General features: G+C 37.0%; 10 protein-coding genes. 6 read left to right on the top strand and 4 right to left on the bottom strand.

Annotation, left to right across the window (positions count from 1 at the left end):
- The first annotated feature begins 256 nt into the window (after positions 1 to 256).
- Positions 257 to 1,381 (top strand): DUF819 family protein, encoded by a 1,125-nt coding sequence (locus MNY27_RS06105; RefSeq protein ID WP_152184228.1) that lies wholly within the window; start codon positions 257 to 259, stop codon positions 1,379 to 1,381.
- Here the strand turns inward: MNY27_RS06105 and MNY27_RS06100 are convergent.
- Both MNY27_RS06100 and MNY27_RS06095 read right to left on the bottom strand, forming a co-directional pair.
- A complete protein-coding gene (locus tag MNY27_RS06100; RefSeq protein ID WP_152184227.1) occupies positions 1,371 to 3,758 on the bottom strand; it encodes a GGDEF domain-containing phosphodiesterase in 2,388 nt (795 codons plus the stop codon). The genes MNY27_RS06105 and MNY27_RS06100 overlap by 11 nt on opposite strands.
- Positions 3,751 to 5,358, bottom strand: coding sequence for a GGDEF domain-containing protein (locus tag MNY27_RS06095; protein WP_346392002.1), 1,608 nt, complete (start codon positions 5,356 to 5,358; stop codon positions 3,751 to 3,753). The genes MNY27_RS06100 and MNY27_RS06095 overlap by 8 nt, the downstream gene beginning before the upstream one ends.
- Positions 5,359 to 5,484: 126 nt before the next feature.
- Here MNY27_RS06095 and MNY27_RS06090 point away from each other — a divergent pair, with 126 nt between their 5' ends.
- Together MNY27_RS06090 and MNY27_RS06085 are read left to right on the top strand one after the other, a co-directional pair.
- Positions 5,485 to 5,865, top strand: a complete 381-nt coding sequence (locus MNY27_RS06090) for a hypothetical protein (protein WP_346392001.1) — start codon at positions 5,485 to 5,487, stop codon at positions 5,863 to 5,865.
- Complete coding sequence (locus MNY27_RS06085) at positions 5,862 to 6,890, top strand: dipeptide epimerase (protein ID WP_346392000.1); 1,029 nt, start codon at positions 5,862 to 5,864, stop codon at positions 6,888 to 6,890. Before MNY27_RS06090 ends, MNY27_RS06085 begins: the two co-directional genes overlap by 4 nt.
- Here the strand turns inward: MNY27_RS06085 and nhaA are convergent.
- A complete protein-coding gene (gene nhaA / locus MNY27_RS06080; RefSeq protein ID WP_346391999.1) occupies positions 6,877 to 8,217 on the bottom strand; it encodes a Na+/H+ antiporter NhaA in 1,341 nt (446 codons plus the stop codon). The genes MNY27_RS06085 and nhaA overlap by 14 nt on opposite strands.
- 126 nt (positions 8,218 to 8,343) lie before the next feature.
- Between nhaA and MNY27_RS06075 the strand changes: the two genes are divergently transcribed.
- Genes MNY27_RS06075 through MNY27_RS06065 form a run of 3 tightly spaced genes read left to right on the top strand, consistent with a single transcriptional unit; the run spans position 8,344 to position 11,717 of the window.
- Positions 8,344 to 9,588 carry a hypothetical protein gene (locus MNY27_RS06075; RefSeq protein ID WP_346391998.1) on the top strand — a complete coding sequence of 415 codons (1,245 nt, stop codon included), beginning with the start codon at positions 8,344 to 8,346 and terminating at the stop codon, positions 9,586 to 9,588.
- Positions 9,585 to 10,580 carry a MoxR family ATPase gene (locus MNY27_RS06070; RefSeq protein WP_346391997.1) on the top strand — a complete coding sequence of 332 codons (996 nt, stop codon included), beginning with the start codon at positions 9,585 to 9,587 and terminating at the stop codon, positions 10,578 to 10,580. Before MNY27_RS06075 ends, MNY27_RS06070 begins: the two co-directional genes overlap by 4 nt.
- A 3-nt stretch (positions 10,581 to 10,583) precedes the next feature.
- Complete coding sequence (locus MNY27_RS06065; protein ID WP_346391996.1) at positions 10,584 to 11,717, top strand: VWA-like domain-containing protein; 1,134 nt, start codon at positions 10,584 to 10,586, stop codon at positions 11,715 to 11,717.
- On the opposite strand, the gene MNY27_RS06060 is transcribed toward MNY27_RS06065, so the two are convergent.
- Entirely contained in the window at positions 11,714 to 12,967 is a 1,254-nt protein-coding gene (locus MNY27_RS06060; RefSeq protein ID WP_152184220.1) for a diguanylate cyclase, read from the bottom strand. The two genes, MNY27_RS06065 and MNY27_RS06060, sit on opposite strands and share 4 nt — an antisense overlap.
- Positions 12,968 to 12,976: the final 9 nt, after the last annotated feature.

Here is a 12,976-nt window from a genome sequence, read left to right as displayed (position 1 = left end):
CAAATTTACCTTACCTTTTTACATACAAAAAGTATAAACATTTATCTATCTCAAATACAACAAATGCACTCGAAGGTGGTGTCTTCTCTCACATGAAAAATATGATTACTTTACATCGTGGGTTGAGCAAAAGTTTGAAGCTTAATTTAGTTGATTATTATTTGGTGAATTATAAGTAAAACTAAAAAATTAAGCACCCGTTTTTTTAATTAAGTCGCAAATATGATACACTTATAAAAAAAATGGAAGGTAACCGTTGATAACTACTCCGCTACTCTATCTTTTTGTCTTAGCACTCATCGTTACCTTCTTTCATCTGCTCGCTAGTAAGACAAAATGGCAGATCTTTGAGTACCTTCCGGCAGTTGTTCTTATCTATGCTTTTGCAATGTTCCTTGCCTCTTTTGATGTTTTTGCCGATAATGAGGCCATCACACATATCTATAAGCTGACAAAGACAAACCTTCTACCTGCAATGCTCTTTTTAATGTTGCTTGAAATTGATTTCAGACACTTTATAAAACTTGGAAAGTCCCTCATAACAGCTTATGTCCTAGCGGTGTTCTCCATCGCTTTTGCTTTTATAGTTGTAGCAAATATTTTTGATTTTGGCAAAGATATAGCAGGTGCATTTGGTGCACTTGCTGGAAGCTGGATGGGTGGAACGGCAAATATGGTAGCAGTAGGGAGCGCTCTTGGTGTAAATGAAGATGCCTTTGCCTATGCGCTTGTAGTTGACAGTGTAAACTATACACTTTGGGTGATGCTGCTGCTCTTTTTGGTTCCTTTTGCAAAGGTTTTTAATCGCTTTACAAAAAGCCATGAGCGTTTGGCATATTTGAGTGAGATAGGCTGTGCCTGTTCTATGGGTGCGAAACGTTACTGGCTACTCATCGCCTTAGCACTTTTTGTCTCTCTTACTTCACAAATGCTTGCGCAATATTTTGTCATTTTAAACACTACAACAAGTATGGTTATTTTTGCCACACTCTTTGGGGTAGCTGCCTCTTTTACCCGCTTGCGTGAGATAAATGGCTCCAATGAGGTTGCCACGACAATGCTCTACATTCTCATAGCTCTTATAGGTTCACGTGCAGTGATTGAGAGTTTCAGCGGACTTGGAATGTATGTTTTGGCAGGTTTTTTGATTTTGCTATTGCATGCACTCATCATGGTAGCAGGAGCAAAGATTTTCAAACTTGACCTCTTTAGCATTTCTGTTGCTTCATTGGCAAATATAGGTGGCGTGGCATCAGCTCCGATTTTAGCAGCAACTTATGATAAAAAATTGGTATCTGTTGGAGTGCTCATGGCGATTATGGGCTATCTTATCGGTACTTTTGGTGGGCTTTTTGTTGGGAAGATTATACTTAATTATTAATGTGTGCCTGTAAAAGCTCAAGAGCATCATGTTGTGTAAGTGGTTTTGAATAGATATACCCTTGTATATAAGTAGCTCCAAATTTCTGAAGCAGTTGAAGTTGTTCCTTATCCTCAACACCTTCTATTATTGTATGCATACCTAAGTTTTCAGCCAATTCTATTGTTGCTTTTACGATGAGATAATCTTTTTTATTTGTGCATATTTCATCGATAAAAGATTTGTCAATTTTTATTTTATCTATCGGTAAATTTTTTAAATATGCTAGAGAAGAGTGACCTGTACCGTAGTCATCTAAAGATATTGTGATACCTATAGCTTTAATAGCAACAAGTTGTTGGATTGTATCTTTTATATTCTTCATGATAGCACTTTCTGTAATTTCAAATTCTATATAACCGCCTTCTACCCACTTCTTGTCAATGTGATTTTGGACTTGTTGAATAAGATTGTTTTCTTCAAAATGTCTAGCGGATATATTGATAGCAATGCGAAAGTTATTGGAAATTTTACTGAATGCTTCACAGCTTCTATTAATTTCTCTAAATATCCATGCTGTTATATCTATGATGATACCACTTTCTTCAGCTATTGAGATAAAATTACCAGGTTGTATAAAGCCTTTTTGAGGATGATTCCATCGAATGAGTGCTTCAAAACCATCTATTTTTGTACCATCTACGGTAAATTTTGGTTGATAGTAAAGTTCAAACTCATTGTTTTTTATCGCAGATTTAAGTTCATGTTTCATAAGAACTTTTTGAACAGCCTCTTTTTGCATATCTACTTGAAAGATTGTACATTTGTTTTTTCCTTCTTGTTTGGAACGGGAGAGAGCGATATCGACAGCTGCTAGAAGCTCTTTGGAGTTTTTCCCATCATTTGGGTAGAGCGCAATACCACCGCTTATACTGATATTGATAGTGTGATTATCTATAATGAGTTCTTTCCTTGAAAAATCAGTAATTTTACATCCTATTTCAAGAGCATCTTCTGGTCTTGTAATATTATAAGCCAGTATAGCAAACTCATCCCCTCCAAGTCTGGCTATGATATCTTCATCTCGTAGGTTATATTGCAGATATTCGGAAAAATTCTGAAGAATAATATCTCCGGCATGGTATCCTATAGTCTCATTGACTTCTTTGAAGTTGTCTATATCAACAAAGAGTAAGGCAAATTTTTCTTTTTTTCTTTTTTTGATGAATTTATTAAGAATATTTATAAAATAGCTTCTGTTGGATAACCCTGTCAAACCATCATAATAGGCAAGATGTTCTATCTCTTTTTGTTGCGTTATCAAATCACTAATATCTTGACTTAAGGCAACATAATTTGTAATTTTATCTGTTTGTGGGTCTTTTAATGCCCAAATTTTTTGCCATACTACATAATCTGTGCCATCGTGTTTTCTGTCGATGATTTTTCCTTGAAATTTTCCATAAGTAGCAAGTTTATACCACATATCTGTATAATAGTCATCACTCATTAAATCCGATTTAATTACATCTTCCGGCTTTTTTCCAATCACTTCATCTTTTGTAAATTTACTGATATTTTCAAATGCAGGATTTATGAAAATAATATTTTTATTTTCATCTGTAATCAGTATGGCATCACTACTGTACTCTATAACACGTGACATGACTTCAAACTCTTGCGTTATTTGCACAATTTTTTCAATAAGATCATTAATGCACATAGAATTTTTAGGAGTTTTTTTCTTGGTAAAGGCTGATGCAATATCATAAATTTTATAGAGTTTTAGTAAGAAATTTTTATAGTAAAAATAGAATAAAAGTATAATAATAAATAGTAGAAGCATAAAAATAGAGAATAATTCTTGAAAAATATTTTTTTCTCTCTCTGCAATAAGATCATTTAAATCATAAAGCATTATGATATAGCCATACTCTAGTTTATTGTGTAAACTGTTGTATAAAGGGTCTACTTTGATAGTAGCATCTATGGTTTTCCCCCAAATATGGATATGTAAATCATTTATAGTATTTATTTCATCTTCATAATGTTGCAGTCTTTTATGGGAAAAAATCTCTTTTAGTTTTTTATTTATAGTTTTTTGTTCACTTGCATAGAGTATAGTTTTATCAGGGGCTACTAACAGAACATACTTTGTATTAGCCTGAGATGATAATTGTAGGAGTCCTTTTTGTATAGCTGTTTGCTTTTGATTTAATGAGAGCTCTTCTATAAGAGTTTTAAGGAGATAAGACTCTTCTTTTGCTTTTTGCATATAACTTTCTAAGATTGCCTCTTGACTTTCTGAGACTGCATACTTAAAGAACCCAATCATGGAAATGCATAAAAGTAAAATGGCTATTATTGGGTAGAGTAATGTTGCTGACATTTTATACATAAGAAATTTTTTCCTGTAATTTTTGAATGATTTGCAGTTGCCTGTTTGATATAAATGGCACGAGAGACTCTTGAACAGCTGGTGTCTTCTTGAGATGAATAATAAGCTTAAACTTGCTATCTATAGGTATTATTTTATCTACCTTGCCTAAAAATTCTTCTTCTTTTTCATGGAGCTGAACCTGCATTGTCAACTCAGAATTAATATCGATATCATAGAGATGATGTACATAGACTACAAAAGTAGTTATGGAAACTGTATGGAGCATTTCAGGAATTTGTGTTTTTTGTGATTTTATCAAAATCTCTATTGGATCTTTTAATTGCACATGTATATATCTTCGATCTAAGGGAGAAGTCTCCACCGCTTGAAACTGTTCTAAAATAACATAATTTTTTTCTATGTCGATAGACTTTACATATGCTTTTATATCTGGTTTTTTTGGCATTGTAATATAGATTCCGTCATTTGGTTGTAGAGATATTGCCGATATTTTTCTTATACTTATGGTTATGTTATTTTCTGTAATATCTATAATCTTTGCAGAGGATTGTAGAGGTATCTCCATATAGTAGCTTGTTACTGGTATTGTTTTTTTATCCTCTTTGTAGTGCTTCATAAGTGATAAAAATCTATTTTGTTCTTCTAGCCGTTTTTCCTCTTTTTCATCAAAAATCTTCTCATCTATTATGGCTGTTTGTGTAGATTTTTGAATAGTATTTAGCAGGATTTCACCACGTTCTATGATGCTTTCTGAAGAATCTTTATCGTGCAAGAGAATAAGGGCAGCATTGCTCTTTATGTGTTGAGTATCTGGGTTTGCTGTCAGTGTGGCATCTATTTTATCTATAAGTTTTGTGGATGTTTCAAGGCTCAATGTGTCACTTAAAAGAGCAAACTGACTACTTCCAATACGGGCTGAATCAAGAGGGTACTCTTGTTGTATTATCTGTGCAACATTTTGTATGATATTGTCACTTTCTTGTTGAGAGTGCCGTTTGCTGTATTCACTAAAGCCTTTAAGAGAAAGCATTAAAATTTTTATATTGTTATTTGGTAGACTTTTAAGCTTTTGTTCAATAAGCTCTTCAAATCGTCTTAAATTATTCAGACCTGTTAGTGTGTCTTTATATGCTAAGTTCTTGAGATTATCTATCTCTTTTTGCTTGTTTATATAAAGCTCATATGAGGCATTGCTAAAATTTTTTATAACCCCTGCTAAATTTGTATCAAAGATTTTTAACATTGCAAGTATGGATGTACAATCATGTCTAATCTCAGGGTGGGCGTCTAAAAGATGATTAAAAACAGTGATTCGTAATATTGTGCATATAGAATAGATCTCGTCTGCCCGTATCTCCTTTTGTAGCATAAAATCTACAAACTTATTCATACTTGGGCAGTCTTGCATTTTTTTTCTCTCTTGTACAACATCAACCAAATGAGCAACAATGCCTACTGCAAACTTTTTGGAGAATTTTTGATGACCTATATTGTATTTTTTGAAAATCTTTGTGGTGTTTGGATTATAAAGCCACTGCGTGATAATACGTTCACTCTCTTGGTGAATCCACTCTCCGATAGCATATAATGTTTGCATAGAATTTCTGTACACCTTTTTATAGGATTAAAATTATAAGACTTATTGTATCACAATTGTATCACAAAGCAGAAGTTTTGCTATACTTTTGAAAATCTTTGTAAGAGTGACAAAGGAGTTCAAAGAGTGTTTTCAGTATATATTGCTATATATATAGTTTTAGAGCTTTATGAAGTGCAGTGGCAAAAGGCACAGACGATTATGGGAATGCTTGCTAGGATGTATGAGCAGTATCATAAAAGCATCTTTTTGTTTTTGATTATGCATCCGACCTTTTATTTTGGTGTATGGTTTGTTTTTGTAACACAGTACAACCCTTATGCTATTGCGCTTCTTTCATGCAAATCTGCCGATATCATCACAAAAATTCTTTTGATAAAGAAAGTCTTTATTGATAAAGAGTTGAGTGAGGAGCTTACACACTCTCTTTTTATCCCCATCGGTCCCTATCTGCCCTATGTCGGTCTTGTGCTCTATCCGTTTTTTATTTTTATGGCACTCTCATGAAGATAATAGATATCAGCCTCACGCAGGAGAGGATAAAGTTAAAAGTCCCTTTTATAACCGCTTTGCGTGAGGTGCATTTTGCAGAGTTTATTCGCGTGAAAGTCTGCTGTGAGGATGGGTGTTTTGCTTATGGTGAAGCACCTGCTACCAAAGCCATTACCGGTGAGACACTTGTAAGTATAGAAAAGGATATCAACACTGTAAAAGAGCTTTTTTACGGATATAGTATTGATGAAGCCATGCGACTCCTCCATCTACAAAAGATAGGTTCAAGTGCCAAAGCAGCTCTTGATATTGCTTTTATATCACTTTATGCAAAAGAGAAAAAGTTCTCACTGCGTGACTATTTTGACATGCAAGATATAAGCTCGATAAAAACAGATGTCACCATCAGTTTGGGTACAAAAGAGCAGATGCTCTTAGATGCAAAAGAGGCGCTGCGTGAGGGGATGGATATTTTAAAGATAAAACTTGGAAGTAATATCGCTCACGCAACAGAAGTGACAAGAGTTTTAAGTGCTGAGCTTCCTCACGCAAAGCTGCTTATCGATGCAAACCAGGCTTGGAGTGAAGCCCAGACACTGCACTACCTCAAAGCGACTGAAGATTGTAAGCTGGAGCTTTTAGAACAGCCTGTAGCTGCAAAAGAGCTAGGGGCATTACAGAGAATAACGAAAATGTCAAAAGTACCCATTCTTGCTGATGAGGCACTCTTTACACTTGAAGATGCAGAGTATGTCATACAAAACAGAGTTGCAGATATGATAAATATCAAGCTGATGAAGTGCGGAGGTGTTACAAAAGCAGTAGAGATTTTAGAGTATGCCAGAGCAAAGGGTGTAGGTTGTATGCTTGGGTCTATGATAGAAGGACCATACTCTATAAATATCACACTCTATCTTGCTTTTGCGTACCGTGATGTAGTGCAGTTTGTCGACCTCGACTCACCGCTGCTTTATGAGAAGCTGCCAAGTGAGTTGGATTTTATCTATAATGAGGCTGTTATCTCTTTTAAAGAGCAGTAGCGGGCTTTGCAATAAAACGCAGCCATATATAGCCAAGTGCACCGGCAAGCAGTGATGCAGTCAAGATGCCTATCTTTGCTTGAAAGATAAGTGCAGGAGCATTTATAAATGCAAGGTCAGCCACAAAGATACTCATCGTAAAACCGATACCGCCAAGTGCTGCTACACCAAATATCTGGCTTATGGAGCTGTTTTGTGGCAGTTTTGCGATACCGCTTTTTATGGCGACAAAGGCAACCCCCGCAATGCCGATAATTTTACCGCCAATCAGACCAAAAATGATGCCGAGTGAGACAGGCTCAAATATGACATCATTGATAGAACTGAAGTTGATACGAATACCTGCATTTGTCAAAGCAAAGAGAGGAATGACAATTAAACTTACAGGAAGATGCAAAGATTGTTCAAGTCTTGTAGCAGGAGAGCCGACAGCATCGATGCGATCTTTGATGTTTTGCAGGAGTGCTTTTTGTTTCTCATGCATTGTATGGTCTGTAGCCACTGGGTAGCTGTCATACTCATCAAGCAGATTTTTTGTATGTTGTGTGAAGTCTATCGGTGGAATTTTTGGTTTTGAAGGGATGGCAAACGCGGCAATCACTCCGGCAATAGTCGCATGAACACCGGATTCAAGCATAAAGAACCACATAAACAGACCTACGATAAAGTAAGGCAGTGTTGCATGGATACCAAAACGGTTAAAACTTACCATAATAAAAAACATTCCGCCTGCTAGCAGTAGAAAATTCAACTGTATCTCTGCGGTATAAAAGAGAGCAATGACCAAAACTGCACCAAGGTCATCTACAATGGCAAGTGCTACTAAAAATGTCACAAGAGCAGGTGAGACGCGATTACCAAGTAAGACAAGAGCTGAGATGGCAAAAGCGATATCCGTTGCCATCGGAATTCCCCAACCGTTTACCCCAATACCTCCTGTATTAATGCCTAAATAGATAAGAGCAGGCACAAGCATACCACCAATGGCAGCAAGAATAGGTAAAATGGCAACTTTGATGTTTGAGAGCTCTCCGACTAAAATTTCACGTTTGATCTCAAGCCCTATCATAAAGAAAAATATTGCCATCAGTCCATCGTTTATCCAGTGATGCAGAGAGTTTTTTATCTGTAATGAACCAAAATCAAACTTGATGAGAAGATGAATAAAATGTTGATATGCTTCATAGAGGGGTGAATTTGCAACAACAAGAGCAACAATGGTCATACCCATTAAAATGAGACCTGTCGTTGTTTGGGCATGTAAAAAGTGTTCAAAAGGAGTATATACTTTTTTAAAAGCTCTCTCCCAAGGTGCATAGAGTATCATGAAACTTTGTCTCCCTTTTTTTGAGGTGAATATACTAACATATCTAAAGAGAAAGAAAACTGAGAGCAGTTCAGTTTTTGAAATCCTTAATCTTAGAAGTTTTGAAAATTGAGTATAATCTCTTTTATGAATTTAGCACCACTTAACAACCAGACTATTCTTTTTTTAGGAAAACCAAGGGCTTTTAGTGAGGAAGAGTTTGCCGCACAGATAGAAGCACACAATATAAGTACGACAAAAGAGTTAGATGATAGAGTCATCTATGTTCTAGAGGGGCGAATGATGACGCCGTATGAGCAAAATCTCAGCGATGAACTCTATGAAAAAGGTGGATATACTTTTTTAACTATTGATGATTTTGAAAAAACTTTGGCACAAGAGATAGATGATGATGTTCTGCTGATGAGTCTCAAACTCTCCAATGACAAAGAGCGCCTCAAAAGCTTTTTGCAGAACTCCTGTGTGAGCAATGCACTCTTTTTCAAACTACTGCAGATGTACAAATGGAGTGGAGAGGATTTTTTTGAAAATGATGATAACCGTGATGTAACAGCAGCACTTATTGGAAGATTTTATGAAAATATTGAGCGCAATCATAATGTGCAGTATGCAACAACAGGAGTGATTCATCTTGTTTCTCAAACACAAAATCCTGAACTTTTGGAAGCTATCAGTAACTTAGAACCTTTGAAATTTCATTTTAACCTCTCCATCTTACTTGCACGCCATCCTCAAACACCAAAAAAAGTTTTAAAACGGCTCCTGCGTGAGGGAGAGAAGCATGTTTTAGAAGCAATGTGTACAAACAGTGCTTTGGATATGAGTATTATAAAAGAGTTGGTACAAGAAGAGCTTTATGCAAAAATTTTGGCACAAAAAGTAAAGCTCACAGAGGAGAGTTTCGAGCTTTTTAAAGCATTTGCAAAAGAGTTGGCACAGAACGAATCACTTGATGAAAGGATGCAAAGAGCATTATTGGCTTTAGCAGATAGTACTGTAATGAATGAACTCGCTCAAAATGCAGCATTAACGCAAGAGAGTATTGAGAAGCTAATGCAATATGATGAGAGTAAGCTCACGCAACTGCTTTTAGAAAATCCAAATATAGATGAAAAGTATCTGCGTGAGGCATATACAAAGAGTCAAAATCATCTATCGCTTGCCAAAAATCCATCACTTCCAGAAGATTTGGCAACAGCACTTTTTGACAGTGCTGAGGGGGTCGTTTTAGAAGCCCTTGCAAGAAATGAAGCGACACCGGTAGATATTTTGTATCAGTTGCAGCTTGACAGCAGGTTTGAGCGAGCGGTCAAGACCAATGCGGCCTTTACAAAACATATTCAAAGCCAAAATATAGGATGGTTAGTATGAGAGCAAGTGAAGTTACAAAGAGTTTGAATGCTTTGGTTAGCAAAAAGGTACCAACATTTCTCTGGGGTGCACCGGGTATTGGAAAATCTTCCATTGTCAAGCAGATAGCCAAAGAAAAAGGAGTTGATTTTATCGACTTGCGTTTAGCCTTAATGGACCCGACAGACCTCAAAGGCATTCCTTTTTATGATAAAGAGTCCCACAGTGCACTCTGGGCACCACCTGCATTTTTGCCACGTGAGGGTGAAGGCATTTTGTTCTTAGATGAGCTCAACTCCGCTGCACCTGCTGTACAGTCCTCTGCTTATCAGCTCATTCTCGATAGACGTATTGGCGAGTATGTTTTACCTGAGGGCTGGGCGATAGTAGCAGCTGGAAACCGTGATGGTGACAGAGGTGTGACATACAGAATGCCCGCCCCGCTTGCAAACAGATTTGTTCACTTTGAGCTTGATGTAAGTGTGGATGATTGGCGAGAGTGGGCTTATAAAAAGAGTATTGATAGTCGTATCATCGCTTATATATCTTATAAAAATGAGCACCTTTTTACCTTTGATGCAAAGGTTCAAGCAAAGAGCTTTGCAACACCAAGGTCTTGGGAGTATGTGCATAATATTCTTCAAGCAGATGTAGAAAAAGAGTTGTTGCTTGATGTACTGAGTGGTGCAGTCGGGCGTGAAGTTGCGGTAGGCTTTCTCTCCTTTGTTAAGGTGATGGACAAGCTACCGGATATTACGATGATTATGCTGGGAAAATCAGAGGAGTACCCGGAAGAAATTGATGTTTTATATGCACTCTCTTCAGGGATAGTTAGCAGATATCTACAAGATCCATCAGATACAGCACTGGAGCATATTTTAGAGTATACACTCGATCTCAAGAGTGAGTTTGCCGTTTTAATTGTGCAAGATCTACAAAAAAATGGTGTGACGATGGAGCATTCACAAAACTTTAAAGCATGGGTAAAGAAGTTCGCGTACCTATTGGCATAAATGATGAACACTACAGATAAAATCTCTCAGGCAAAGGCGAAGCTTTTAGTAGACTACCCTTATTTTGGGACACTTGCATCAAGACTTGAACTTGTGGTCAATGATGATATTGAGAGTTTTAAAAGCAGTGGGGTGAAGCTGGAGTATCGTGAGGAGTATCTGCGTGAGCTTGAGCTCTCTGAGGTAGAGTTCATTCTGGCAAACGGAGCGATGCACTCTGTACTGGCCCATGATATGCGTAAAAACAATCGCAGTGGCTGGCTCTGGCAAATGGCAACGGATATTGCCATCAATGATATGCTTTTGCAAAATGGACTTGATATGCCCTATGGTGCACAGTATCGAAAACGTTTTGCCGGAATGTATGCTGAAGAGATCTATGCCCAGCTCAAAGATGACATCCTGCGTGAGGATGAGAATCTGGAGTATGAAGCAGCTGATGCTGATGATATTGAGAGAAAAGATGAACAAAATAAGAGTCAGGAACGCACACAAGAGCAGTTAGAAGAGGAGATCTTGAGTGAGCAGCTTTTGGCAGAGGAGGCCATCTCTCTTTTAGAGTCAAAAATCAAAATGTGCGAAGCTCCTGAGGCAATTGAGCGTTTCTTTGATCTGGGTGCATTTTCAAAAGTGGATTGGCGAGAGGTGCTACGTGAAGCGATTGACAGATACTTCCGGGATGACTATGTTGTGATGCCACCTTCGAAAAAACTGCTTTATAAGGGAATATATCTTCCTTCAAACACTTCACAGACCTTTCGTCTTGTTATTGCCATTGATAGTTCTTCTTCAGTAGATGAAGCACTGCTCAATCTCTTTTTGAGTGAAGTGAGCTTTATTATGGAGCAGGTACAAAACTACGTGATTGATATCATAGTCTGTGATGACACGATTCACTCGCACAACATTTTCTATAGCGGAGAGGCTTTGGATGTGCAGTTAAAAGGTGGAGGAGGAACTGATTTTCGTCCTCTGTTTGAGTTTGTTGAAGCAAATTTTGATGATCTGAAGTTACTGTTGTATTTTACTGATTTGGAGGGAAACTTTCCAAAAGAAGTACCTAATTACAGTGTAAAATGGATAACATCAAAGGAAAGAGAAACTCCTTTTGGTGAACTTATAGTACTAGAGGACTAGGCTTCAAAAACAACCTGATTACGTCCACTGTTTTTTGCTTTATAAAGCATCAAATCTGCTTCATTGAGTGTCTCTTCCAGATTGTTATCATTGTGATGAACAACTGCACCGATGGATATAGTAAAGTTGATATGTGTCTCTTTTTCCACGGCAAATGTGTATGTTTCAACCTCTCTCCGGATTCGCTCTAAAATATCAAAGGCACTGAATCTGTTGATGTTTTTGAGTACAATACAAAACTCTTCTCCGCCAAAACGTGCAACAACATCTCTTGGACTCGTAGAACTTCGCAAGATATCTGCAAGAGTGACAATAACCCTATCTCCTACCTCATGCCCATAGGTGTCATTGATATTTTTAAAGTGATCGATATCGATCACAGCTACTGCAAATTTTTCACCACTCTCTTTGACATCATCAACATACGCATGCATCTCATGAAAGAAATATCTGCGATTGTAAAGTCCTGTCAGATAGTCACGGTTGGCATAGTTCGTAATCATCTGGATATTTTCCAAAGCCTCAATAGAGTTATTTATCCGAACTGAAAACTCCTCTTTGGAAAAAGGCTTTTTGATGTAGTCATTTGCACCGTGTTTTAAAAACAGAGCACTGATTTCTGTATCTTCATTTCCTGAGAGCGCAAGAATACAGAGCTCGTCTTTGGAGTAAGTCTGGCGAATTTCAAAGGTAAGTTCAAGACCGTTCATAACAGGCATATTGTAATCTGTCAATACTAAAGATATGTCTGGTTTTGCCTGAAGCATACCCAGTGCTTCTTCTCCGTGAGCAACAGTAACGACTTCAAAGAACATATTTTCAAGCATATTTTGCATCTGTTTTCTAAAGACCATAGAATCATCAACAACAAGGACTTTATGGTTTTGATTCTTTCTTAGACGCTCAATGATTTGAATGATGTAGTTTATATCTTCTGCTCCATCTTTATTGACATAGTCAATAATATTTTTTGCGAGCATTTTTGTACGAAACTCTTTATTTATGTTTGCACTGAGCACGATAACACGGTGTTTTTTTGCCAAAACATAATCAACGATTTCACCGTTTGGAGCATCGGGAAGATTGATATCAAGCAGAGTGATGAAGTATTTATAACGTGCTAGAAAAAGTTTTGCCTCACCAAGAGAGTAGGCAACATCAACCTCCATCTCTAAAGCGTGTTCAATTTTTTTAGATATCAGCTTTGCCAGTGTTTGGTTGTCTTCAACGATTAAAATTCTGTCACTCATCTATTGTCT

It is taken from the genome of Sulfurimonas sp. NWX79 (genome assembly GCF_039667035.1).
Taxonomy (GTDB): domain Bacteria; phylum Campylobacterota; class Campylobacteria; order Campylobacterales; family Sulfurimonadaceae; genus Sulfurimonas; species Sulfurimonas indica.
This window is presented reverse-complemented; position numbering and strand designations above follow the sequence as displayed.